This is a genomic window from Bradyrhizobium sp. 1(2017) (assembly GCF_011602485.2).
GTDB lineage: Bacteria > Pseudomonadota > Alphaproteobacteria > Rhizobiales > Xanthobacteraceae > Bradyrhizobium.
Map to the genome: position 1 here is coordinate 4,535,019 of NZ_CP050022.2, position 24,311 is coordinate 4,559,329.

Here is a 24,311-nt window from a genome sequence, read left to right on the forward strand (position 1 = left end):
CGATCAGTCTTAGTCTTTTGCTCAGTACCGGCCGATCATCGGGCCGCCGAACTTGTAGTTCAGGCGGACGAGGCCCATGTCGACGTCCTGGCTGACGTGGACCGGCAGAACACCGCCGAAGCCAGTCAGGTTCCGATCATTGCCACCCAGGAAGATATGGTCGTACTCGACGCCCACCGACCAGTTCGGAGCGAAGCCGAACTCGAGGCCTGCGCCGACCGTGCCGCCCCAACGGGTGTCGTTGGCGGAAGCAACCGACACGCCGGCGAGGGAGGCGTCGTACTTGGTGCCGACTACAGCCGCACCGCCCTTCACGTAGAGCAGCACGTTGTTCCAGGCGTAGCCGACCTGGCCCGTGATCAGACCGAACGAATCGATCTTGGTGTTGTTGCTGAAGCCGGAGATCGCGCCGACGTGGCTGCCGGAGAAGTCGGCCCAGTTGCCCTGGCCTTCCACGCCGAACACGAACTGGCCGGACTGCCAGCGATAGCCGATCTGGCCACCGACCGTGCCGCCGGTCGCGTCGTGCGAACCATCACGGCCGAAGCCGACCACATCCCAGTCCGCATGCGCCGAACCGCCACCGCCGTTGATGCCGATGTAGAAGCCGCTCCAGTCGTAAACCGCGGCGATCGCCGCCGGCGGAGCCTTCGTGTAAGGCCGCGCCGCGAGATCAGCAGCCACCGCCGGCGCAGCCGCGCCGAGCGCGATGAGGCTGACAGCGGCGAGCAACAAATTCTTCTTCATTTGATTCCCGTTCCAGTTTCTTCAGTAGGCCCCCGGGCCGTGGCTCGGTCATAACAGTGATCGACGGAATTGCTGTAACCACGACGCAACAGTTGGCGCCAAAGGCCCGCGCTACGTTAATGAACGTTTAGCAGAGCGCGCTGGAGACCCTTTGAAACAAGGGTTTTCTGTAGTTCCAATGTCGACTACACGACATATGCTGCACGTACGCGTAACAACGCCGCGCGCACATTCGCGTGATTGGAGAATCGAGATGAGCGCACGAACCGCTCTCCCCATTGTCGCCACATTTTCGCTCGCCCTCGCCACATTTGCGCTGTCGTTGAGCGCAAGTTCGCCGGCGCGCGCATTCGGGACGCATCATCCCTTCTGCCTCACCGGAGATGAATGGCCCGGGCTGAGCAATTGCAGGTTCGATACTTACGCGCAGTGTCAGGCGAGCGCGTCGGGCCGCGCGCTGACCTGCATCGCCAATCCCTTCTTCAAAGGCGAGAGCGATGATCCCTACGCCTATCAGAATCGTCCGCGCGCGCCGACGCCGGGCTATTTCCTGCCGCGCTGACATGCGCTGCGGCTGCCTCGCATTCGTCGTGATTGGCCTGCTCTTCGCGGGCGGGTCAGCACGCGCCCAGACCTACGATCCGCGCTACCCGGTCTGCATGCAGATCTACGGCCCCGTCGGCTATTTCGACTGCCGCTACGGCTCGCTCGAGCAGTGCAAGTACCTCGCCGTCGGCCGTTCGGCGAGCTGTGTCGTGAACCCGTACTTCGTGCCGACGAAGCCCGCCCGCCGGTCGAAGCGCGTAAACTAGGGGTGGCACAGGCGGGACGCTGATATGCAGCCCGCCCCACATCACGGCTCCGGTGTTGACGCCGAACGATCCCGGGTTAAGTACGACGAACAAATCTTGCAGGGATGGCGACGTTCGCTGGGCTGGTTCCCGTTGACGCCACCTCTGCAGGACACATGACGCCCTCGCATCAAGCGACCTCGCCGCGCGCGAATTCATCAGCGACCTCGGCACCCCCTCACCTCGCCATCGTTCTGTTCTCGCTTGCGATGGGCGGCTTTGCGATCGGAACCACCGAATTCGCATCGATGAGCCTGCTGCCGTTTTTCGCCGCCGATCTCGGCATCGACGAGCCGATGGCAGGTCACGCGATCAGTGCCTATGCCCTCGGCGTCGTGTTGGGCGCGCCGCTGATCGCTGTGCTCGGCGCCCGGTTCGCGCGGCGCACGCAGCTGCTGGCGCTGATGGCCGTGTTCGCACTCGGCAATGCGCTCACTGCGCTCGCACCGACCTATGGCTCGATGATCGCGGCCCGCTTTCTCTCCGGATTGCCCCACGGCGCCTATTTCGGCATCGCTGCGCTGGTGGCAACCTCGCTCGTTCCCCAACATCGTCGCTCGCAGGTGGTCGGCCAGGTGATGCTCGGCCTGACCACGGCCACGATTATCGGCGTGCCGCTGGCCAATCTGATCGGGCAGGCGGTCGGCTGGCGCGCCAGCTTCGGCCTGGTGTCGGTGCTGGCGCTGCTCACGATCCTCCTCTGCGCCCTGTTCGCGCCGCGCGACCGGGCCGGCAGCTCCGATCCGTTGCGCGAGCTCGGCGCGCTCAGAAGCGGACGCGTCTGGATCACGCTGGCGATCGGCGCCATCGGCTTCGGCGGCATGTTCGCCGTCTACACCTATCTTGCGACGACGCTGATCGAGGTCACCAGGGTCAGCCCTGCGGTCATCCCGTTCTTCCTCGCGGTGTTCGGCATCGGAGCCACGCTCGGCAATCTGGTCGTGCCGCGCTTCGCCGACCGCGCCTTGATGCCGACCGCGGGCGCCATCCTGCTGTTCGCCGCGGTTGCGCTGCTGGTCTTTCCGCTCGCCGCCGGCAATCCCTGGCTGCTGGCGGCGGACGTCTTCGCGATCGGCGCCAGCGTCTCGCTCGGTGCCGTCCTGCAGACGCGGCTGATGGACGTCGCGGGCGATGCGCAGGCGCTCGCCGCCGCGCTGAACCACTCGGCGTTCAACACCGCCAATGCGCTCGGTCCGTTCCTCGGCGGTATCGCCATTCGCGAAGGCCTGGGTTGGACTTCCACCGGTCCCGTCGGCGCGGTGCTTGCGCTGCTCGGCTTCCTGATCTGGATCGTCGCGTGGCGCGCCGGACCGGTGTCGGCCGGGATCACCCCGGGACGCAACGCGGCTCGAGACGACAACGCTCCGGCGAGACCAGCGCCGCCGCTGGCGCCTGATCACCGAAGCCGTTCGGATGCCGCCAGGGATCGAGTGGCGTAGCGGTCGCGTCCGTTCAGCTTTGCCAGGGCGTGTTGCGGATGCGTGTACACGCGTTCGGTTTGCGAAAGCCGGGGTCGTGATGTTCGATGTAGTCGAAATTGACCGTTCCAAACGTCGTCTGCGGCTTCTTCAGCGCTGAGCAGGTCTGCACCTTCAAGAATTCGTTCTTGAAGTCCCCGCGCGGAAACGCAGTGATCACCTGCTCGCGCTGTTCGGGCGTGTAGTCGTCAAAGCCGACTCCCACGACATCCACCAGGACGCCCGCGTTGGTGAGAGCGATCTCCGGCCGCATATACTGCGGAATGCCGGGCGTCGTGTGCAGCGCGATCGCCTCCCACACCAAGTCCGCTTGCGGCTCGGCAATGCCGCGTGCGCGCAGAAAGTCCCGCGCGGCGTCGGCACCATCGACCTCAAACCGCTTGGTCTCCGTGTGATAGTGATCCACGAGACCGAGGTCGTGAAACAGCGCCGCCACGTAAAGCAGCTCGGAATCAAATTTCAGCTTCTGGCGCAGCCCCTTCATCGCGCCGAACACGTAGACGCGAACCGAGTGGTTGAACAACATCTCGTCTTCGTACTGGCGCACCAGCTCGGCGGCCTCGCGTGCCAGCTGGCTGTCGGGAATTTTGACGCCGGAAATCACGCTTGTCATTTTCGAGCTCCTGCTCCCTTTCGGCCGATGCCGTTCGCAATCAGGCGGCCTTCTCAAGAACCGCTTGCGGCGTATTTCGGAAGCTGATCGACATGCGATTGTACGCATTCATCAGGCTGATGGCGATCGTGAGATCAACCAGCTCGCGCTCGCTGAAGACCTTGCGGGCGGCTTGATAGGCCTCATCCGGAACATTGGTCTCGGCAACGCGGGTGACAGTCTCGGCCCATGCAAGCGCGGCGCGCTCCCGTTCGTCGAACAGACCGCCGGCCTCGGCCCAAGCCTGGACCAGCGCGAGCTTTTCGATCTTGACGCCACTCTTGATCAGATCGCGCGTGTGCATGTCGAGGCAATAGGCGCAGTTGTTGATTTGCGAGATCCGCAGGTAAGCGAGGTTCACCAGCGTCGTGGGGAGCCCGCTCTGCATGACGTAGCCGTAAACGCCGCCCAGCGCCTTGGCGCCGGCCGGCGCGACGTGATTGTAGTTGAGGCGTTCACTCATCTGCATTCTCCTTCATGATCCGACGGGATGAAGCGCTCCCTTGCCCCTTAGGTGGCCTCGCCGTGGTTCACAAAAAAGCACCAAGAATGCACTAAACTCGTGTACCACGGGGACATGAGCAACCCGCTGCGCCTGGAGCTCGATCGATCTGCGAAGACCCCGCTGGCGGAGCAGATCCACAGGGGGATCAAAATCGCCATCGAGAGCGCCGTGCTCGCCCCGGGCGCGCGCCTGCCCTCCTGGCAGGACCTGGCGGCCCAGCTTGGCGTCGCACGTGGCACCGTACGCTCCGCGTATGAGAAGCTCTCATCCGCCCAATTGATCGTTGCATCCCGCGCGACCGGGACGCGTGTCGTGGACCGGCCCTCCGTTCCCATTCGGCAGGACAAGGCTCCGGACCCCGGCTCCTTCATGGAGATGTATCAGGAGCTCACCGCCGGGCCGGCGATCTTCCAGATGGGCGTGCCGGCGCAGGAGACGCTTCCCGCAACGCTGCTGGCGAGGGTGCGCGCGCAGGCCGTTCGTGCGGAACTGAGCGCGCCGGCGATCTATCCCGATCCGCGCGGCGAGCTGGCGTTACGGCGCGAGATCGCGGCCTACCTTGCGCTGGCGCGCGGGATCGAATGCGCACCATCCCAGATCATCATCACCGCCGGTTTCAGCGGCGGCCTCGGATTGGCGCTGCGCGTCCTCAGCCTCGAGCCAAGGAAGAAAGTCTGGGTCGAGAATCCCGGGTTTCCGTTCACCCGGCGCGGTCTCGGGCTTGCGCAATTGTCGATCGCGCCAATCCCGGTTGATGCCGATGGCATCAATGTCGCCTACGGCCTGCAGCATGCCCCTGGCGCGGCGCTCGCCGTCGTGACGCCGGGGCAGCAGGCGCCGCTCGGCGCGACATTATCGCTGGCAAGGCGCGCGCGGCTGCTCGACTGGGCTGAGCAAAGCAAGGCGTGGGTGATCGAGGACGACTATTTGAGCGAACTCCAGCTCAAGGGCCGGGCCACCCCCGCGCTTGCCGCGCTAGACCGCGCCGGCCGCGTCATTCACATCGGCTCCTTCAGCAAAACCGTGACCCCTGCCCTGCGGCTGGGCTTCGTCGTTGCGCCGGCTTCCCTGGCGTCGCGATTTGCCGAAGCTGCGGCATGCCTCGCGCCGGCGCCAGGCCCCGCGGTGCAGCTCGCAACCGCCGACTTCATGCGCGAGGGCCATTACCTCAGGCATCTTCGACGCACGAAGCGGGCCTACGCTGCGCAAGGCGATGCGTTGCTGAAATGCCTTCGCCCGCGCACCGCAGACGTGACGCTCGCCGGCTTGGCAGCGGTCTTGCGGTTGCCGGATGGAGCCCCCGACCTCGCGATCGCCCGGGAAGCAACCTTACTCGGTCTGGCGCCCACGCCACTATCGCTCTGGTACGCGTCGAAGGGCTCAGTGCGCCCGGGTCTCCTGCTGGGCGTCGCGACATCCCCGCTCAAGAAAATCGAGGCGTCGTGCGAGCGGCTGCTTCAGCTCATTGACCGCTCGACGTGATTGGACATCAGTCGCCTTACCTGGCCATCGTGACGATCAAGGGTCCGCTCCGCGTGGCGACCACGGTGTGCTCGTATTGCACGGTCGGCGCCTCGGGGCTGCTGTAGAGCGTCCATGGGTCATCACCGTCCTGGGCCCACTCGGCCCCCAACGACAGGAACGGCTCCACAGTGAACACCAGGCCCTCGCTCATGACGCGGCGCTCGGAGCGATCCGGCCATGTTGCAATCTCGGTCGGCTCCTCATGGAGCGACAGACCGACACCGTGACTGGCGAGGTTGCGCACCAGGCTGTAGCCGTTCTTGCGTGCAAACGTCCCGATGGCTTGACCAATGCCGGCGATCGGCTTGCCGGCTCCAACCTGACGCAGCCCGGTCCACATCGCCCGCCGGCCGTCCCGGCAAAGTCGCTCGATGACGCGGGATACCGGCGGAACGGCGAAGGAGGCCCCGGTATCCGCGAAGAAGCCGTTCTTCTCGGCCGACACGTCGATGTTGACGAGGTCGCCGGGCGCGATCCGTCGCTCGCCCGGGATGCCGTGCGCGATCTCCTCGTTCACGCTGATGCAGGTCGCTCCGGGGAAGTTGTAGGCCAGCTCCGGAGCCGAACGCGCTCCGGCAGCCTCCAGCAGCTGTCGCCCGATCCGGTCCAGCTCGGAGGTGGTCATGCCCGGCTCGAGCGCCTTGCCCATCGCCTCCAAGGTATTGGCAACGATGCGCCCGATCTCTTTCAGGCGAGTGAGGTCGTCGTCGTCTGAGATCGTCATGCCATGCTCTTCCGAAAGCTCGGGCATAGCGTTTGTGCAGGCGGCTTGCAAACGCGGGGCGCGCGCAAGGGCTCGCAAGGTGTCTTGGCGAAGCCGGGTGAAATTGCGTTTGAGGATATTGACTATCATCCCGACGCGCTACCGAAAGTTGTACAGGAACGGATCGTCGTATAGTCTCCTCACCGTTTCGCGCCTGTGGTCCGATCAGCTCATGCTTGCCCACATTTTGCTCCTCCTGGTCTCGCTGTTGCTTCCGGGCGCATCACGCGCGGAAGCGCCTCCGGTCGAGAAAGCCGGCTTCGCCTCCAGGCTCACGATCTATCTCGCCAAGGGACCGCCGGACGCGTGCGGGCCGGGCTGCGACCGCTGGATCGCGATCGAGGGCGAGATTGATCGGGACGCTGCACCGCGCATCCGCCGCTTCCTTGCCGGCGTCAAGGACTCGCAACGTCCGATCTATCTCCATTCGCCTGGCGGCAATGTGGAACAGTCCTACGTGATCGCGCGGTTGCTGCGCAGCCGCAAGGCGATCGCCCGGGTCGGCCGGACCACCGCGACGGCCTGCGCCGCGGGCACGCAGGTTGACGCTGCGTGCCTGAAGATCAAGAACGCGAGCGGCGAGGTCGAGGCCGAACTCACCACGTCCCGCGCCATGTGCAACTCGGCCTGCGGATACCTGTTTCTTGGGGCAACCTCGCGCAAGGTCGCGCCCGACGCAGCGCTCGCGGTCCATAATTCGAGGCTGGTTCTCGCCTTCCACGGGCACCCGGCTCCGGAGGCGGTCGCCGAATACAGGCGGCGCCGGATCTTGTCGGCCGATCGCGATCGCGCCGCCTTCATCACGGCGATGGGGATCAGCGGCGAGCTCGACGCTCTCATCCGCACGGTGAAGTTCGAAAGCCTGCATGTGCTGACGCGATCGGAGCTCTATCAGTTTGGAATCGACACGCGACCGCTGGTCGAGACGACGTGGAAGCTGGAGAAGGAAGCTCGGCCGTTCGTCCGCAAGATCGCGACGATGAAAAAGGAGAACGGCTCTTCGTTCCGAACGATGGAGTGGCGACTGTCCTGCGAAGGCGGCCAGCGCGTGCCGCTGGCATTCTTCGGCGAGATCGACGAGACGACCACCGGCAAGAGCACGATCCTGATGACGGCGGACGCCGACGCGGACATGACCGCCGGAGGGCCTGCGCCACGCCTCGGCAAGTACGAGGTCTGGCGCGGCAGCATCGACGCCGACATGGTCAAGGCGATCCTGGCGTCCCGCGCCCTGCACGTCCGCGAGATCACGCCGATGCCGGACGACAAGACGAACGTCACGAGATTCGACATCGACCTGACGGGCCTCGCGTCAGTCTGGACACAGCTCACGGCGGCGTGCGCGTCGGCGACGACAAGCGCAAGGACCCCTTGGCAGGCAATGCCTCGGCAGGCAGGTCCCTGGCAGGCGTCTCATTGGCCCGGAAGCCCCTGGACACCCCTCGCCCCGCCGAGCCCCGGCGCAGCGCCTTCGGCCGTCGCGCCGTCGCAGGCCCAAGGGGCGCAGTGACCGACGGCGTCCTCAACCCTCGTCGAGCAGATTGCGAACCTTGGCGGCGAGGTCTTCGATCGCAAACGGCTTGGAAAGCAGATGCTTGCCGGCATCGAGCATGCCGTTGTGAACGATGGCGTTGCGCGTGTAGCCGGTGGTGAACAGCACCTTCAGATCCGGATGTCGCTTCGACAGCTCGGTCGCAAGCTCGGCGCCGGTCATGTCGGGCATGACGACGTCGGTGAACAACAGGTCCGGAACGAAACCATTTTCGATCGTCCTGATCGCCTCCTTGGCGCTCGCGGCTTCGATGACCGTATAGCCGAGCTCGCGCAGGCTTTCGGACGAGATGCCGCGAACGCGTTCGTCGTCCTCGACGACGAGAATGGTCTCGCTCTGCAGGCTTGCGCCGGGATGTGTCACGCCTTGCGACGGACTTGAGGCGGCCTCCTCGCCCGCGAAGCGCGGAAGATAGATCTTCACGGTCGTGCCGACATCGACTTCCGAGTAGATTTTGACGTGGCCGCCCGACTGCCGCACGAAGCCGTAGACCTGACTGAGGCCGAGGCCGGTGCCCTTGCCCACGACCTTGGTCGTGAAGAACGGATCGAAGACCTTTCCCAGCACGTCGGCCGGAATTCCCGTACCGTTGTCCGTCACGGCAACGAGAACATACTGACCGGGCGACAACGCGTATTCGCGGGCATATTTCCGGTCGATCGAGGCATTGCTGGTTTCTATCGTCAGCCTGCCGCCCTTCGGCATGGCATCGCGCGCATTGACCGCGAGATTGATGACGGCGCTCTCCAGCTGCGCCGGGTCCGCCTTGACGCGCCAAAGGCCGGCCGCAAGGACCGTCTCGAGCCGGACGAGCTCGCCGAGCGACCGCTCGAGCAGTTCGCTCATCCCGCCGACCATCTTGTTGAGGTCCACGACCTCCGGTGCCAATGGCTGCTGGCGCGAGAACGCGAGCAGTCTTTGCGTCAGGGTGGCCGCGCGGTTGGCGCCATCGATCGCACCCTCGATGAAGCGATCGATGTTGACCTCTCCCTTGCCGAGCCGCCGCTTGGCGAGATTCAGGCTGCCCAGAATCACGGCCAGCATGTTGTTGAAGTCGTGGGCGATCCCGCCGGTCAACTGACCGACGGCTTCCATCTTCTGGGATTGCCGCAGCTGCTCTTCGGCCTTCATGCGCTCGGCGATTTCATCGGCGACCCGCTGCTCCAGTTCGGCATTGAGCGCCTCGAGCCGGGTCAGGAGCCGGGCGTTGTCGATCGCCGTGGCGGCGTGGCCGGCAATCCCGAGCAACGCGGCCTCATGCTCGGCCTGGAATTGACCCGTCTCGGCATGACCGAAGAAAAGTCCCCCGAGCACCTCTCCCGTCCGCGAGATCACCGGGACCGCCAGATAGGATCGAACCGGAAGATGCCCCTCGGGCATGCCCTTCCGCGGCGCGTTTTTGCCATAGCGCGGGTCCTGCAGGATATCGTCGGACCTCACCACGCCGGTGCCTTTGAACGTCGGCTCGAACACGGCGGTATTGCGCGGCATCGGGAAGTTCTCGAAAGCGGATCGCGGCACGCCGGACAACGAATACAGCATGTAGCTGCCGCCATCGGGCGTGAGAACGTTGTAGAAGAAGGCGCCGAACTGGGCTCCCGTCAGCTGGACGCCGGCATCGGTGACGATCTGAACGATCGTATCCAGATCGCGTTCGCGCGCGACCGAAGCGCCGGTGTCGTTCAGTATTCGAAGGTGACGCTCGGTCTTCTTTCGCGCGGTGATATCCAGCACTGTCCCGATGAATCGAACAGCCTGGCCGTCCGAAAAGATGGCTTCACCGGTCGCGGCAATCCAGCGCTCGACACCATCCTCGATACCGACGGTGCGGTACTCGATGTTGTAACTCGTCGGAGCTTGCGCATCGAGCGCCGCCGATACGGCTTCGTGAGCGCGTTGCCTGTCGTCGGGATGAAGGCCCTTGAGGAAGGCCCCTTCATAGCTGACCTCGGCGTCCGGCGGGAGACCGAACACCTCCTTGCAGCGGATGTCCCATCGCAGGACGTCGTTGACCGGATCATAATCCCAGGTGCCGATGCCGGCCGCCTTGTTGGCGAGGACCAGCCGTTCGGCGGCTTCCCGGGCAGCCTGTTCCGACCGAACGCGCTCAATATGCGCCCATGATCGCTCGGTCACCTCGGTGAGCAGGGCAAGTTCACGCGACGTCCACCAATGCGGACCCCGATGATGGATCGCCATCAAGGCGGTGAGCTGCCCTTCCTTGACCAGGGGCATGCAAATCGTCGAGCCGATCCCGATGCTCTGGAACGTGGCAGCTTCGTGCGGCGCGATCTCCTTCAGATTGTCGTTGATGATGAGTGGCCGGCCGGCGCCCAGTTCTCGCACCGCCTTCATGCCGAAATCAGCCAGGCTGTAGTGGCCGAGGATGTGCATCGCACCGGGTGCGGCCCAATCCCCGCGAATGGTGAAGCCGTCCTGATCGGGATCCATGTCGGCATAGGCGCAATTGGACACGCCGAGATGCTCACCCAGCATCCTGGTCGTCACCGCCATCACCCCGTCTGCATCGCGGGTCGTGGCCGTCTCCTTGTTGAGCGCGTCCAGGAAGAGCAGCCGGGCTTCGTTCTCCCGCACGGCCGTCTCCGCACGGCGACGCTCGACCGCGGTGCGCGTGCGCTCGGCAACGTCGCGGATGAGCTCCAGCTCTCCGGGGCTCCATTCGCGCGGCGCGGCGTTGTTGAGGTACAACAGCGCCACGACCCCATCGGGCTCGGAGATCGGCATGTTGACGAGCGCGCGCGCAGAGATGGCCTCGAGCGCCCGGGCACGGTCGCCGACGCGTGGGTCTTTCTCCGCATCGGCACAGATGACGGTCTCGCCGCGCTTCAGATCCTCGATGTAGCTGCCGTAGTCGCGAAAGCGCAGCACCCCTGCAAGGCTCGAGATGCCCGGCGCATTCCAGTCGCGCGCGATGGTGATGGTTTCGTCCGACGTGTTGACCGTGCCGTAACCTGCCCTGCTTACGTTCAGGCTACGACCAAGCAGTTCTGCGGCTGCATAGGCGAGATCGTCGGGATTGCTGATTTCTCGGATGTAATCGCCGAGTGTGGCCAGGACGGAATTGCGATCGGCCGAGTAGACCCCGGTCGCTGTCGTCATGGACTTCCCCTGCCACTTTCCTGGCTCTCCGAGGAGCCAATGAATCGATTTTCACACGGCCATTCGCTGCAGAGCGTGCCCCACCGACCGTTGAGTAACGCCGGCAAGTCGCGCGAGCTGTCTGCCCGTTAACCGCACGATTGCATTTAGGTTCCCGCCATGATTCCGACTACCGGTGCCGCGTGGCCGGCACGGCTCCGCCGGCTGCCTCGGTTGACGCAGGACTGGCCGCAGCGTCCGGGCTGGCGATCGTCGATCGATCTCCTTCACACCGAGACCGCGACGAGGATTGGCCTCAACGCAATGCGACCTGAGGCCGTTGCTCGATGCCGACTCGCTTGGGCGCGGCTCGTCGGACGTCAGAGCTTGGGTGGCGCGTCTTCATGGCGGCAGGAGAGCGACGGCCGTATCGATCGCGTCGCTGAGCTCCGGAGACCGCATGAAAACAAAGCGCGAGGTCACCGGAATTTCGGCGTCATCCCTGCCGTCCTGGCCGATCAGAATCAATCCGGCCCCGCCATTTGCCACGTTGAGAACCACCTGCTCTCCGTTCCACGTCTTGATTGGCTTCATTCCAACGATGAGAAATTCACCCATGGGCTGATCGAAGTATTGAAGGCGCAATTGCGGACCGACCTCAGCTGCCGCAAGTTCAAAGCCGAGTTGCTGCCCGCGCGTAGATGACAGCCAGAGGCACGCGGTCGGTGCCAAAGCCAAGCTCGACCGCGGATGCCATCACAAGCTCAACCCTCGTCCTGCTGAAACTGATCTTGAAGGTCGGTCGAGCCAGAACTTCCGCGGCCAGCACCGAGCTTCAGTTGGTCCTGTAAGACGTCGAAAGCCGAGCATTGTCCCTACCCTTGGGCGTGAACTGAAACAGGGAAGCGGCACAGAGCAATGCAACAATCAGGCAATGGCTGCCCTGCGTTCGGATAGCGAGTTCGTGTGGGCGACCCGCCTGTCGAATTGCACATGTCGAAGATCGCTTGTTGCAAAGTTCGACCGAAAGAACGTCAACGGGAAGAACGGAGGCCTATGAAAGACGTCGTCCGACCGAGCTGAAAAGGGGGCCGGAGGCGGGGCGCATTGGCACAAGCATTCCAATTTCAAAATGAACGGGCGGTAGTCCGTAAGCCCGATCGCCCGCCGCATCAGTTCGAAACCGGAATGACGTGGCTGAAGCGTAGCACCACGAGTCCGTCGGTTCAATTTTCAGCTACGCCCGCCAGCGGGCATTGCGGCCGCTCGGCCCTGAGGCTGCCAGTGACGATGCGAATCCATCCGCCGAGAAGACGCAGAGTTGCTTCCGCTTGCGAAGTCTGAACCAGGATCAAGCCGCCGAAGACAAACTTGCATCGAGATCGAACGGGAGGTTCGCTCCTCAAACGTTGCTCGATACATGCCTCTTGGACAGTTTACACAACTAAGGAGGTATCCCATGCCGATCGTCCAATTTACTCGCTTCAAGACCGACAAGGTCGAGGAAATGGTCCAGATCATCAGGCAGGCAAAGAAAATCTTTGAAAAACATGGTGCCGAATTTCTTCGGCTCTCCCGCTTCCATACCGGCCCCTGGGCAGGAGAGCTGCTGGTTTCAACGCGCTACGCCAATTGGGAAGTTTACGGCAAAGTGCAGGAGGCCGTGGCAAAGGACCCGGAGTTTGCGCAGGTGCAGGCTGAGGGAATGAAGATTGCCCAACTACAGGCCCGTAACATCGCCGTTAGCATCGATCTCTAGTCGGGGCGCCGCTCCGTAAACAAGCGCGGAGGCCGCTGGACATATGCCGGCGGCCTTCCCAATCTGATCACAGCGCTTCCGGCCATTTTCAGAAGTGCCGCCGGCTGATGCTGGCCGGTCAGGCTCGCGATCATCCGCCGAATGGGTGGCGGCACGATACCGGGCGCGAGTGTGCGCCCGTGCCTTCGGGGCGTATGCTCGGTCTTACTGAAACGCAGCGCGCGGGCCAGCGCGTCGATGGCCTTGGCCTTCGCGTCCTGCCTACACCGGCGTATAGATCACGAGCTTCAGCGCGGGATCATCGTTGGCCTGAAAGCTGGTGTGCTCGAACCGGAGCACGCCCTTGCTCGGATGGTTCATGGTCTTGAGGCCCGAGGCAGTGCTGCGGATCTCGTGCGCTTCCCACCATTTGACGAATTCCGGGCTGCCCTGGCGCAGCCGCGCGAGCAGCTCGGTGAAGGCGGGATCGCCGGCCCAGACGTCGTGGGTGGCACGAAACATCGCGACCATGCTCTTGGCCACATCGGTCCAGCCTGCGCCGTAGAACTTTCGCGTCTGCTTGTTCGTCAGTACGAGGAGCAGCGTGTTGCGGTCCCGTTCAGGCAATTGCCCAAAGCCAAAGATCTCCTCGGCCGCCGCATTCCAGGCCAGCACGTCCCAGCGGCGCCCGGTGACGTAGGCCGGCTGCGCCAGGCTCTCGATCATCCGCCGGATCGGCGGCGGCACGATCTCGGGCACGAAGGCGGCCCTCACGCCATCGCGCGCCAGCGCCTTCAGATGCGCGTGCTCGGCCTTGCTGAGTCGCAACGCGCGCGCCAGCGCATCGACGGTGGTGACCGAAGGGCTGACGGTGCGGCCCTGCTCGAGGCGGATGTACCAGTCGACGCCGATGCCGGCGAGTTGCGCGACCTCCTCACGCCGCAGCCCTGCGGTGCGCCGGCGGCGGCCCGCCGGAAGCCCGACGCTCCTCGGCGAGAGCTTCTCGCGGCGGGAGCGGAGGAAATCGCCGAATTCGACGCGGCGTGGGTCGGCCATTGCTGTCGCTCCCGCGATGGAGGGTCCCTGGAATACTAGGATAATACCAGGCCTTCTTGGCGCATCCAAGGCGGTCCATATCGGCTTCACCCGACCTTGAGGTGAACATCATGAAAGCTGCCGTGCTCAAATCCTTCGGTTCGCCACTGGCGATCGAGAATGTCTCCGAACCGGTGCTCGGCACCGGCGAGGTCATCGTCGATGTCGTCGCCACGCGCGTGCTGTCCTACATGAACGAGGTCTTCGACGGGACGCGCAATTACGCGCTCGACCTGCCGATCATCCCGGGCCCCGGCGGCATTGGCCGCGTGCGCGCGATCGGCCCCGATGCCACCAGGCTTGCCGTCGGCGACTGGGTGTTCTGCGATCCGACCGTGCGTTCGCGCGACGACGCCCTTGCGCCCGACATCGCGCTGCAGGGGCTGACCGCTGCCGGCGCCGGCGGCATGCGCCTGCAACAGCATTTTCGCCACGGCTCGTTTGCCGAGCAGATGCGGGTGCCGACCGAGAACGTCAAACGGATCGGCACGATCACGTCCGAGGACGCGACGCAATGGTGCGCACTCGGCACGCTGCTCGTGCCCTATGGCGGCTTCCTTGCCGCCAAGCTGCAAGCAGGCGAGACCGTGCTGGTGAGCGGAGCCACCGGCAATTTCGGCAGCGCAGCCGTCTCGGTCGCACTCGCGATGGGCGCGGCCTGCGTGGTCGCGCCCGGCCGCAATGAAAAGGTCCTGGCCGATCTCGTCCGCCGCTTCGGCGCCCGGGTGAAGCCGGTCAGGCTCACGGGCGTTGAGGACGACGACCGCGACGCGATGAAGCGCGCAGCATCGGGCCCGATCGACTGCGTGTTCGACATCATGCCGCCTTCCGTGAGCACCAATGTGGTGCGCGCGGCGGTCATGACGGTGCGCGCTTACGGCCGCGTCGTGCTGATGGGCGGTGTCGGCATGGCTGATGGCGCAGGGCTCGACCTCCCCTACCCATGGATCATGCGCAATTGCATCAGCATCCATGGCGTCTGGATGTACCCGCCCGATGCCGCGAGCCGCCTGATCGCGCTGGTGCGCGCCGGGCTGCTCAGGCTGGACGACTATGAGGCCACCGCGTTCGATCTCGACCACGCCAACGCGGCGGTGGAACACGCCGCGGCCAATGGCGGGCCGTTCAAATTGACCGTGATCAGGCCTTGAACCCTCCGGCGGCGGAGCGCCGCCGCCATTTTTTTCGTCAGTTTAGCCAGGCACTTGGCTACTGTGCATGGGGTTGTTTTCGCGTTCTTTTGGCTGCTCCGATGAAGCGAGCCCTACAATCCCGGTGATCTCGCCGCCCAGGCCTTGGTGGCCTGGCAACTTTCCATCGCTCGGGCATAGGCCGGGCGTGCCGTCGTGCGGGCGAGATAGTCCCGCTCGGTCGACCCGGGAACATAGTTGCCGGTTCGCAGGCCGAGCAGGAGGGCGTAGCTCACCGAGATGTCGGCGGCCGTGAATCGGTCGCCGGCGAGATAGGGGCAATCTGCGAGGCGGCGGATAACCAACCCCAGCCGGCTCTCGAACGTCTGGAGTGCCCAGCGGGTCACCCGGGCTTCACGCTCGGCTTCGGGCGCCAGCTGGCGACCGACAATGACGGCGTTCATCGGCCCGGCGAGCCCGGCCTCGCCCAAGTGGAGAAATTGCAGATAGGACGCGAAGGCGGGATCGTCCGGGGCCACGGCAAGCGAACCAGAGCCGTGACGGGCCAGCAGGTATTCCAGAATAGCGATCGACTCGACCATGATCGTCTCGCCATCCTGCAGCGCAGGAATGAAGCCGGCGGGATTGATCGCGAGGAAATCGCGATCAATTTCGGCCGCGAGCAGATCGACCGGGTGCAGCCGATATGCCAACCCTAATTCCTCGAGGAGCCAGACAACACGGAAGCCACGACCTTCGCCATAGACGGTGAGCATGGTTGAGCGTTTCCGGATTGCGTTCGATTATGGGTGCACGACCTATTCGAGCTCGACCACCTGGCCGTTCGACAGCGAGACGCGCCGGTCCATGCGGCCGGCGAGCTCCATGTTGTGGGTCGCGATCAGCATGGAAACCTTGGTTGCCTTGACCAGCTGCATCAGGGCCTGGAAGACGTGGTCCGCGGTGTGCGGATCGAGGTTACCGGTCGGCTCGTCCGCAAACAGCACGCGCGGCGCATTCGCCACGGCACGCGCGATCGCGACGCGCTGCTGCTCGCCGCCGGACAGCTCGGCGGGGCGATGGGTGATGCGGTCGCCGAGGCCGAGATAGCCCAGGATCTCCTTGGCGCGCTTCACGGTCTCGGACTTCTTCAGGCCGCGGATCATCTGCGGCATCATGACGTTCTCCAGCGCCGAGAATTCCGGCAGCAGCCGGTGCGACTGGTAGACGAAGCCGATGTCGGTACGGCGCAGCTGCGTGCGCTCGATGTCCGGCAGCTGCGAGGTCGGCGCGCCCGAGACATAGACCTCACCGGAATCGGGGGCCTCGAGCAGGCCCGCAATGTGCAGCAGTGTCGACTTGCCCGAGCCCGACGGCGCCACCAGCGCGACCGATTGACCGGCCCACAGCGCCAGCTTGGCGCCGTCGAGGATCGTCAGCGGCACCTCGCCCTGCAAGTACTGCCGCTTTATCTCGTGGAGATAAATGACCGGTACATCTTCCCCCTGCTGCTCCATCAGCCCCTCACTCGTACCGCAGCGCTTCGACGGGGTCGAGACGCGCGGCGCGCCACGACGGATAGAGCGTCGCCAGGAACGACAGCGTCAGCGCCATGATGACGACGGCCGTGGTCTCGCCGACGTCGATCTCGGCGGGCAGCTTCGACAGGAAATAGAGCTCCGGCGAGAACAGCTCGGTGCTGGTGAGCCAGGACAGGAATTGCCGGATCGATTCGATGTTGAGGCAGATCACGAGCCCGACGAAGAAGCCGACCAGCGTGCCGACCACGCCGATCGAGGCGCCCGTGATCAGGAAGATGCGCATGATGGAGCCTTGCGAGGCGCCCATGGTGCGCAGGATCGCGATGTCGCTGCCCTTGTCCTTCACCAGCATGATCAGGCCGGAGACGATGTTGAGGGCTGCGACCAGCACGATCATGGTCAGGATCAGGAACATCACGTTGCGCTCGACCTGGAGCGCGTTGAAGAAGGTCGAATTGCGCTGCCGCCAGTCGACCAGGAACACCGGGCGGCCCGCGGCTTCCGTCACCGCCTTGCGGAAGGCGTCGATCTTGTCGGGGTTGGTGGTGAACACCTCGATCGAGGTGACGTCGTTGCTGCGGTTGAAATAGGCCTGCGCCTCCGCGAGCGGCATGAATACGAAACCAAGATCGTATTCGGACATGCCGATCTCGAACACGGCGACGATCTTGTACGGCTTGATGCGCGGCGTCGTGCCCATCGGGGTGACCGCGCCCTTCGGCGCCACCAGCGTCACGCTGTCGCCGGCATGCAGCGACAGCTGGTCGGCGAGCCGCCGCCCGATCGCAACGCCCTGCCCCTCGTCAAAGCCCTCCAGCGAGCCCTGCTTGATGTTCTTGGCGATCGAGGTGAGGTTGTTGAGGTCGTCGGAGCGGATGCCGCGCACCAGGACGCCCGAAGCGTTCCACGGCGATGATGCCAGCGCCTGGCCGTCGACCACGGGCGCAGCCAGCCGGATGCCCTGGACCTGGCTGATGCGGTCAGCGACGTCCTTCCAGTCGGTCAGCGGCGATTCCAGCGGCTGAACCAGGATATGGCCGTTCAGCCCCAGGATCTTGTCGAGCAGCTCCTTGCGGAAACCGTTCATGACGGCCATCACGATGATCAGCGTCGCCACGCCCAGCATGATGCCGAGAAAGGAGAACCCGGCGATGACCGAGATGAATCCCTCCTTGCGGCGCGCTCGCAAATAGCGCGCCGACAGCATCCACTCGAATGGCGCAAAAGGCGCGGTCTGCACGGTTTCGGTCATGGTCTCATCCATCGCTCGATAATCCCATGATTCGGGGTCAATTGTGGCCGGATTGGCGGCCGCGATATCGCGCGATGAACAATATTCAGCCGACCAGCCGGGCGATCGCGTCGGCAGGCGACATGGTCTCGCGGGCGCCGTCGCTGCGCCGCTTGATCTCGACCTTACCGTCGGCAAGTCCCTTCGGCCCGATCATGATCTGCCAGGGGATTCCGATCAGGTCGGCGGCGGCGAATTTGGCGCCGGCACGCTGGTCGGTGTCGTCGTAGAGCACGTCGACGCCCTTGGCGGTGAGCTCCGCATAGAGCTTTTCACAGGCCGCATCGACCGCGGCATCGCCCTGCTTGAGGTTGAGCACCACGGCGCGGAACGGGGCGACGGCTTCCGGCCATTTGATGCCGGCATCGTCATGGCAGGCCTCGATGATGGCGCCTAGCAGGCGCGAGACGCCGACGCCGTAGGAGCCGCCGTGGATCGGCACATCGACGCCATCGGGGCCGGCCACCAGCGCCTTCATGGGTTCGGAATATTTCGTGCCGAAATAGAAGATCTGGCCGACCTCGATGCCGCGGGTATTAAGCCGCTTCTCCGCCGGCACCTCCTGCTCGAAGCGCGCGGCGTCATGAACGTCTTCCGTCGCCGCATAGACCGACGTCCATTGCTTGATGATCGGTGTCAGGTCGCTCTCGTAGTCGACGTCCTCGCCCGGCACCGGCAAATCGAGCACGTCGCGATTGATGAACACACCGGATTCGCCGGTTTCGGCGAGCACGATGAACTCGTGACTGAGATCGCCGCCGATCGGGCCAGTCTCGGCGCGCATCGGGATCGCCTTCAGCCCCATCCGCGCGAACGTGCGCAAATACGCCACGAACATCTTGTTGTAGGCGACCCGCGCCGCGGCCTCGTTGAGGTCGAACGAATAGGCGTCCTTCATCAGGAACTCGCGGCCACGCATCACGCCGAAGCGCGGACGCTGCTCGTCGCGGAATTTCCATTGGATATGATAGAGATTCAGCGGCAGGTTCTTGTAGGACTTCACATAGGCGCGGAAGATCTCGGTGATCATTTCCTCGTTGGTCGGCCCGTACAGCAGCTCGCGCTTGTGGCGGTCGGCAATACGCAGCATCTCCGGGCCATAGGCATCGTAGCGCCCGCTCTCGCGCCAGAGATCGGCGAGCTGGAGCGTCGGCATCAACACCTCGATCGCGCCGGAGCGGTCCTGCTCCTCGCGCACGATCTGCTCGATCTTCTTGAGCACGCGAAAGCCGAGCGGCAGCCAGGCATAGATGCCGGCGGCCTCCTGCCGGATCATGCCGGCGCGCAGCATCAGCCGATGCGAGACGATCTCCGCCTCTTTCGGGTTTTCCTTCAAGATGGGCAGAAAGAACCGCGACAACCGCATGGCAATACTCTGGGAATCAGTGGTGGGTTGCAGTGAAAGCGGATTGGGAGCGAAAACACAAGTGCAGGAATGAGGAAAAGCCGCTAAGGCGACGGAATTCCTGTCATTTTTCCGTTGGCTTCAGGTTTGACTTGAGCAGCAGCAGGCCCGGCAAAGCCAGCGAGCCTAGGGCGGCGGCACGACGAGTTCGTCCTCCAGCGTGATCTTCTCGAAGTCACTCACCAGCGCGTCGATCCGCACCTGCCAGCGGCCGGCGAAGGGCAGCTCGACCTTGCGAACGTGCCAATAGCCATCCGGCCCCAGCGAGGCGCCCCGTTCCATCGGCTCGATGCCACGCTCGGGCAGGCTCAGCGTCAAAGTCACCTCCTTGGCCTTCAGCAGCGTCCCCTCTCCGGTCATGAGCTGGAGCACGAAGTCGTCCACGCCGGCCTTCCCGGGAGACACCAGCACCTGGAACATCGCCTTGTCGCCGTGGATGTGGATCGCCAGCGGCGTTTCCGGAACGATGGTCCGCGGCGGCGGCGTGAAGCGCCAGCCGGCGACGACGGCGAGGATGGCAAGCGCGATGGCGCATTCCAGCAGGATCGAGCGCTTGAGGGCTGGGGCAGCCATCTCCCCTCGCGCCAGGGCCGGCGTCAGCCGGAACCTGTTGAGCGCGGCGAGCGCAAGCAGCACGGTCGCCAATCCAAGCTTGATCGAGAGGATGAGTCCGTAGCGGGTTTCGACCAGCGCGGACGGCCTTTCAAGCTGGATGATCGCAAGGCCAAGGCCGGTCAACGCCAGCGCGCCAACCGCGAGCGTAGCGATGCGGGAAAAGCGGCTCACGACGAGCGTCGTCGCGGTGGTCGGTTTCGATACAAGCGCGGCGAGCGGAGCGAGGGCCCCAATCCAGAAGGCGACGCCGAGGCCATGAAGAAACATCGCCGGCCTCGTCACGATCTCGGGCTGCGCCGTCGCGGCGTGTCCGGTCATGGCGAGTGACAGGCCGACGCCAGCGAATGCGATTATCGCCAGAGCGCGCGCATACCACGCGCTACGCAGCGCCAATAAAGCGAACAGCATCGCAACGAAGGCGACCAGTAGCGCCGGACCGGCGCTGGTCGCGATCGCGACCTTCCAGGGAGTCGCCGTCACAAGAGCCGCCAGCGGCAGGCCAAGGAGATCAAGACCCAACGCGCCAAGGGACGCCACGGCGCTCGGAAGGCCAATCGCGAGCGCCACGCGCGGGACGGTCATGCCAACCGTCGACCATGCGATCCAGCGCGCAAAGAACACGCCGCCGACCCCGACAAGGAGCCCAAGATAGAGACCGACCCGCGTCAGCCAGATCAGCGCATTCAAACCGCGATCGGCATTTACAGGCGGTTGCGTTCCCGTCGGCATGCCGATCGAGAAGATCACCGATCCCGAGACTGGATGGCCATCCTGCGAAATCACGCGATAGCTGACGACCGCCGTGCCCTGCGGCAGGTCCGGAGGCATCACGACCGAGACCATCTCGCCCGAGGCGCTGACGCGCGCATCGTCTCGCGTCCTGCCTGCGCCATCGATCAGTCGGATCGCGCCCGGCGTCACTGCCTCGTTGAAGCGCAGCTCCACTGCCTTCGGCGCGTTAGCGAGCATGCTGCCGCTCGCCGGCTCGACCGCGACGAGCGCCGCATGCGCCGAGGCGCCGGTCGCGAAGCCGACAACGAGGAGCAGCGTCGCGAGCGCGGCAAGCAGGCGCATCAGGGCTTTGGCAGGAGTTTTACGCCAGGCGCCGGCGACTTGCCCTCATGCGAGTGCCCTGCCCCCTCTGCCGGAATTTCGATCCAGCGGCTGACGCCGGTCTCGCATTCCTGGACGACGGGGAAATACAGCGTCGTGCCCGGCTTGAGCCTATCTGTCAGGACCGTGCGCATGACGAACTCGTCATAGTGCTTGTCCAGCAGCTTGCCGCCGGACCATGCCACCTCCTTGACGCCGGAAGAAAGCTTGTTGCCGTGATAGTCGTACTCGTTGGCATATTTGCCTTCGACGACATCGACGTTCCAGCCCGCCTTCGGCATCGGCTTCACCGCGATCACGCCTTCCGGAATCTGCACCCGGATCCTCACCGTGGGCGAGCCCGCGCAGCCATGCGGCACAGTGAAGACCGCCTTGTACGACGCACCGACTGTGGCTTGCTTGGTCTCGAGCGACACGTGCGCCGCCGCCGGCGAAGCGGCGAGCGCCGCCATCAGGATGAGGCAGGCTCGCTTCGACATGTTCGGTCCCTTCGACATCGTCACTTGATCAGGATCGGAGATTCAATGCTGACATGATCGGCCTCGGAGAGCACAATTCCGAGACCCAGCATCCAGCGACCGGGCGTCAATTGCGCCACCTTCACGTGCCAACTGTCCTCGCCATTGCGCGCGGCCTCGAGGGGCGCGAGCTTCCTGCCGGTCTGCGTATCCACGAGCGTCACCGACACGGCTTTGGCCGTGAGCGGCGTCTCGTCTGTCGTTTCGAGCTGGATCGCGATCTCGACCGGGCCAGCACGGCCCGGCGAGATCGTGACATTGGCCATCGCCTTGTCGGTGTGCAGATGCGTGAAGAAACTGTCGTCGTCGGTCGCCGCCGCAACCGGTGTCGCCGCAATCGCGAGCAGCCCAGCGAGAGCGAGCGCAGGAGCCATAAAGTTTCGACGCGAGGTCATGGGAGGCTTGATCAGTTTCATCACATCTTCATTCCCGAATGATCTGGCATTTTCTTCATGTCCATGTGATCTGAATGCCCAGCACCACCCGGCGCCTGCGCGCCGACGCCCTGGACGTCGAGCGACACGGCGACCTTTCCGGCCTTCTCGAACTGAAGCGTCACCGGCACCTTGTCACCCTGCTTGAACGGGCCCTTTAGCTCCTGAAGCATCAAATGATTGCCGCCGGGCGCGAGCTTCACCGTCTTGCCGGGATCGATGGCGAGCCCCTTGTCGAGCGGGCGCATCTTCATCACACCGTTGTCCATCGCCATCTCGTGAATCTCGGCCTTCCCTGCGATGTCGGCGGAAACGCTGACCAGCCGATCCGCCGCAGTGCCCTTGTTCTCGATGGTGAGATAGCCGCCCGCGACCTTGGCGCCGCCCGGCGTCGCCCGGCTCCAGGCCTGCGAGATGACGAGATCGCCGGCCTTGATGTCATCGGCCACGGCGGGCGCTGCGCAAAGCGTGAGGGCGAACGTCGCGAGCAGCACATTCTTCAACATTGTCTTCATGTCCGTATTCCTGTTTGCAGACTGGATTCAGTGCGCCGAGAGCTGTTGGGCCGACCATTTCTCAAGATCGGGAATGTCGGCCGACCCTTCGATCGTGGTGACGGTCCCGTCGCGTGAGAAGAGCATGGTCCTGGGGATGTCGCCCTGCCAGGCAGGATCGATCTCGAACCGCAAACGCTCGACGAAGCCGTCGCTGAAGATGAAATTCTCGGTGGACGACAGCCCCGCCTTGTCGAGCATCGATTGCGTCGCGGCCGGCAGGTTCGGCACGAGATCGGCACTGACCGTGACGACATCGATCTCGGGGTGGTCCTTTGCAAACTTGCCGAGCAACGGCAGCTCGACCTTGCAGGGGCCGCAGGTCACGCCCCAGAAGTGCACGAGCATCGGGCGGCCGGCGTGCCCCTTGAGCACGCTCTGCCATGTGCCGCGTTCGAATGGCTTGAGAGCCGGCGGCGCGCCAAGCGCGGACGCCGATGCGATCAGGATACCCAGCCCCATAAAGCCTGCAAATCGACGTCTCATGGTTGATCCTCGATCGCTGTGAGACGATAGCCATCCGCTTTCGTCATCCATGACAGATACACCTGCCGACCATTGGCGACGAGCAAGGGATGATCAGACGTGTCCGTGGTGCTCGCAATCGTCCTCGGCGGCGACCAGGTTTCGCCGTCGTCCCGGGAGGTCGTCATCTGCACCGAGGTCTTCTCACCGTCGAACTCCTTCCACACCATCAACGTTCCCGCCGGACTCGCGAGCACGAAGGGACGCGCCGGACCGCGATCCGGCCGTCCCAGCGCCATCGGCGCGGAGAACGTACGGGCTTCGTCGCGCGAATGCGCGTAGAATAAGCCCTTCCGCGCCTTGCCGTTCGTGTACCAGACGACATGATAGGTCCCGTTCGGCGCGACCGAGAGGCTCGGCCCGTGATGGGGGCAGGCATTGATCTGCCAGTCATCATTGCTCACCCGGTGGATGTCACCCGGCGTCGAAAGGTCGGTGAAGGTCATGACCGCGTGATCGCGCACGCCGCCTTCGAAGATGTTCCTGAAGATCACAGCCGGCCGCCCGGGCGCCGCGAACGTCAATCCCAACCGGCAGCATTCGCAGGTCCCCTCGCGCGCCAGCTTTGCTTCTGCGTAGGTGGTGCCGCCGTCGTTCGACGACGTGAAGAACAGCCCCGCTCCCTCGTACTTCTGTCCCGCTTCCTTCGCAAAAACGCGATTGCGCTTGTCCAGCCAGGCCGCAAATATCGTTCCATCCTGATCGAGCGCCAGCGCCTCAAAACGCTGGCTCTCGTTATTGGCAGTGATGGGCTTCAGCTCCGCAAAGCTCTTGCCGCCGTCGGCTGAGCGCGTGTAGAGCACCTGCCCGTTGAACGCCTCGTCCCTGAAGATCGAGAACGCGAGCGCGATCCCGCCCTTGCGATCGACGACGATCTTCGGCCGGGCATCCGGCCCCCAATCGAGGTTCAGCCGCTTGGTCGTGACCTGGACGGGAACCGAAAAATTGCGCCCCGCGTCCTGCGAACTCGCAACCGAGACCTGCCCGCCTGCCATCCAGACCAGCCACAGCGTTCCGTCCGGACCGAATGCGGGCGTCACCTTGGTCGCGCAGCGCAACGCGGGCTCTTCGCAAGCAGCTTCGGACGCATGCTGTGCATGCATCTGCGCGAGCGCCGCGCCCGGCAAGAGTGCAAGAGCGACTATCCCGAACAAGCCATTTCGGATCACGGCCCTAGTCCC

At 64.5% G+C, this 24,311-nt stretch carries 23 protein-coding genes and 2 pseudogenes; 8 read left to right on the forward strand and 17 right to left on the reverse strand.

Features of this window, described 5'->3' with window-relative positions; all coding sequences use genetic code 11:
* Positions 1 to 21 precede the first annotated feature (21 nt).
* A complete protein-coding gene (locus HAP40_RS21470; RefSeq protein WP_166815849.1) occupies positions 22 to 747 on the reverse strand; it encodes an outer membrane protein in 726 nt (241 codons plus the stop codon).
* 253 nt (positions 748 to 1,000) lie between these two features.
* On the opposite strand from HAP40_RS21470, the gene HAP40_RS21475 reads away from it, so the two are divergent.
* The 3 genes from HAP40_RS21475 (at position 1,001) to HAP40_RS21485 (ending at position 3,037) form a co-directional block, all read left to right on the forward strand.
* A complete protein-coding gene (locus HAP40_RS21475; protein WP_166815847.1) occupies positions 1,001 to 1,309 on the forward strand; it encodes a DUF3551 domain-containing protein in 309 nt (102 codons plus the stop codon).
* 1 nt (position 1,310) lies between these two features.
* A complete protein-coding gene (locus tag HAP40_RS21480; RefSeq protein ID WP_166815845.1) occupies positions 1,311 to 1,559 on the forward strand; it encodes a DUF3551 domain-containing protein in 249 nt (82 codons plus the stop codon).
* 155 nt (positions 1,560 to 1,714) lie between these two features.
* Positions 1,715 to 3,037 carry an MFS transporter gene (locus HAP40_RS21485; RefSeq protein WP_166815843.1) on the forward strand — a complete coding sequence of 441 codons (1,323 nt, stop codon included), beginning with the start codon at positions 1,715 to 1,717 and terminating at the stop codon, positions 3,035 to 3,037.
* A 13-nt stretch (positions 3,038 to 3,050) separates the two neighbouring features.
* On the opposite strand, the gene HAP40_RS21490 is transcribed toward HAP40_RS21485, so the two are convergent.
* Together HAP40_RS21490 and HAP40_RS21495 are read right to left on the reverse strand one after the other, a co-directional pair.
* Positions 3,051 to 3,689: an HD domain-containing protein gene (locus HAP40_RS21490; protein ID WP_166815841.1), complete on the reverse strand. Its 639-nt coding sequence runs from the start codon at positions 3,687 to 3,689 to the stop codon at positions 3,051 to 3,053.
* A 40-nt stretch (positions 3,690 to 3,729) separates the two neighbouring features.
* A complete protein-coding gene (locus tag HAP40_RS21495) occupies positions 3,730 to 4,191 on the reverse strand; it encodes a carboxymuconolactone decarboxylase family protein (protein ID WP_166815839.1) in 462 nt (153 codons plus the stop codon).
* Between the two features lie 114 nt (positions 4,192 to 4,305).
* On the opposite strand from HAP40_RS21495, the gene HAP40_RS21500 reads away from it, so the two are divergent.
* On the forward strand, positions 4,306 to 5,715 hold the full coding sequence (locus HAP40_RS21500) for a PLP-dependent aminotransferase family protein (RefSeq protein WP_166819416.1): 1,410 nt from the start codon (positions 4,306 to 4,308) through the stop codon (positions 5,713 to 5,715).
* A gap of 16 nt (positions 5,716 to 5,731) precedes the next feature.
* Here HAP40_RS21500 and map read toward each other — a convergent pair whose 3' ends face one another.
* Positions 5,732 to 6,481: a type I methionyl aminopeptidase gene (gene map / locus HAP40_RS21505; protein ID WP_166815837.1), complete on the reverse strand. Its 750-nt coding sequence runs from the start codon at positions 6,479 to 6,481 to the stop codon at positions 5,732 to 5,734.
* A gap of 211 nt (positions 6,482 to 6,692) precedes the next feature.
* On the opposite strand from map, the gene HAP40_RS21510 reads away from it, so the two are divergent.
* Positions 6,693 to 8,030 (forward strand): hypothetical protein, encoded by a 1,338-nt coding sequence (locus HAP40_RS21510; protein ID WP_246741062.1) that lies wholly within the window; start codon positions 6,693 to 6,695, stop codon positions 8,028 to 8,030.
* 12 nt (positions 8,031 to 8,042) lie between these two features.
* Here HAP40_RS21510 and HAP40_RS21515 read toward each other — a convergent pair whose 3' ends face one another.
* Positions 8,043 to 11,192: a GAF domain-containing protein gene (locus HAP40_RS21515; RefSeq protein WP_166815835.1), complete on the reverse strand. Its 3,150-nt coding sequence runs from the start codon at positions 11,190 to 11,192 to the stop codon at positions 8,043 to 8,045.
* A gap of 165 nt (positions 11,193 to 11,357) precedes the next feature.
* Between HAP40_RS21515 and HAP40_RS21520 the strand changes: the two are divergent.
* Positions 11,358 to 11,558, forward strand: a pseudogene (locus tag HAP40_RS21520) (aminoglycoside phosphotransferase); the annotation flags it as partial.
* A 15-nt stretch (positions 11,559 to 11,573) separates the two neighbouring features.
* Here the strand turns inward: HAP40_RS21520 and HAP40_RS21525 are convergent.
* Positions 11,574 to 11,994: pseudogene (locus tag HAP40_RS21525) on the reverse strand (hypothetical protein); the annotation flags it as partial.
* 636 nt (positions 11,995 to 12,630) lie between these two features.
* Between HAP40_RS21525 and HAP40_RS21530 the strand changes: the two are divergent.
* Positions 12,631 to 12,930, forward strand: coding sequence for a hypothetical protein (locus tag HAP40_RS21530; RefSeq protein ID WP_166815833.1), 300 nt, complete (start codon positions 12,631 to 12,633; stop codon positions 12,928 to 12,930).
* Between the two features lie 261 nt (positions 12,931 to 13,191).
* Here the strand turns inward: HAP40_RS21530 and HAP40_RS21535 are convergent, their stop codons facing one another.
* Complete coding sequence (locus HAP40_RS21535) at positions 13,192 to 13,965, reverse strand: helix-turn-helix transcriptional regulator (RefSeq protein ID WP_166815831.1); 774 nt, start codon at positions 13,963 to 13,965, stop codon at positions 13,192 to 13,194.
* A 110-nt stretch (positions 13,966 to 14,075) separates the two neighbouring features.
* Between HAP40_RS21535 and HAP40_RS21540 the strand changes: the two genes are divergently transcribed.
* The gene (locus tag HAP40_RS21540; RefSeq protein ID WP_166815829.1) at positions 14,076 to 15,155 is read left to right on the forward strand and encodes a zinc-binding dehydrogenase; all 1,080 of its coding nucleotides are present in this window, start codon (positions 14,076 to 14,078) and stop codon (positions 15,153 to 15,155) included.
* 113 nt (positions 15,156 to 15,268) lie between these two features.
* On the opposite strand, the gene HAP40_RS21545 is transcribed toward HAP40_RS21540, so the two are convergent.
* The 10 genes from HAP40_RS21545 to HAP40_RS21590 all read right to left on the reverse strand — a co-directional run bounded on the left by HAP40_RS21545 (position 15,269) and on the right by HAP40_RS21590 (position 24,299).
* Entirely contained in the window at positions 15,269 to 15,910 is a 642-nt protein-coding gene (locus HAP40_RS21545; protein ID WP_166815828.1) for a glutathione S-transferase family protein, read from the reverse strand.
* Between the two features lie 42 nt (positions 15,911 to 15,952).
* Positions 15,953 to 16,651: an ABC transporter ATP-binding protein gene (locus HAP40_RS21550; protein WP_166815827.1), complete on the reverse strand. Its 699-nt coding sequence runs from the start codon at positions 16,649 to 16,651 to the stop codon at positions 15,953 to 15,955.
* Positions 16,652 to 16,658: 7 nt separating this feature from the next.
* Positions 16,659 to 17,939, reverse strand: a complete 1,281-nt coding sequence (locus HAP40_RS21555) for a lipoprotein-releasing ABC transporter permease subunit (RefSeq protein ID WP_166815826.1) — start codon at positions 17,937 to 17,939, stop codon at positions 16,659 to 16,661.
* 73 nt (positions 17,940 to 18,012) lie between these two features.
* Entirely contained in the window at positions 18,013 to 19,332 is a 1,320-nt protein-coding gene (gene proS, locus HAP40_RS21560) for a proline--tRNA ligase (RefSeq protein ID WP_166815825.1), read from the reverse strand.
* Positions 19,333 to 19,497: 165 nt separating this feature from the next.
* On the reverse strand, positions 19,498 to 21,060 hold the full coding sequence (locus HAP40_RS21565; protein ID WP_166815824.1) for a copper resistance CopC/CopD family protein: 1,563 nt from the start codon (positions 21,058 to 21,060) through the stop codon (positions 19,498 to 19,500).
* Positions 21,060 to 21,578, reverse strand: a complete 519-nt coding sequence (locus HAP40_RS21570; RefSeq protein WP_166815823.1) for a YcnI family protein — start codon at positions 21,576 to 21,578, stop codon at positions 21,060 to 21,062. The genes HAP40_RS21565 and HAP40_RS21570 overlap by 1 nt, the downstream gene beginning before the upstream one ends.
* A 20-nt stretch (positions 21,579 to 21,598) precedes the next feature.
* On the reverse strand, positions 21,599 to 22,033 hold the full coding sequence (locus HAP40_RS21575; RefSeq protein WP_166815822.1) for a hypothetical protein: 435 nt from the start codon (positions 22,031 to 22,033) through the stop codon (positions 21,599 to 21,601).
* Entirely contained in the window at positions 22,033 to 22,566 is a 534-nt protein-coding gene (locus HAP40_RS21580) for a copper chaperone PCu(A)C (RefSeq protein WP_166815821.1), read from the reverse strand. Before HAP40_RS21580 ends, HAP40_RS21575 begins: the two co-directional genes overlap by 1 nt.
* Before the next feature lie 27 nt (positions 22,567 to 22,593).
* Positions 22,594 to 23,091 carry a TlpA family protein disulfide reductase gene (locus tag HAP40_RS21585; RefSeq protein ID WP_166815820.1) on the reverse strand — a complete coding sequence of 166 codons (498 nt, stop codon included), beginning with the start codon at positions 23,089 to 23,091 and terminating at the stop codon, positions 22,594 to 22,596.
* Complete coding sequence (locus tag HAP40_RS21590) at positions 23,088 to 24,299, reverse strand: sialidase family protein (protein ID WP_166815818.1); 1,212 nt, start codon at positions 24,297 to 24,299, stop codon at positions 23,088 to 23,090. The genes HAP40_RS21585 and HAP40_RS21590 overlap by 4 nt, the downstream gene beginning before the upstream one ends.
* Positions 24,300 to 24,311 lie beyond the last annotated feature (12 nt).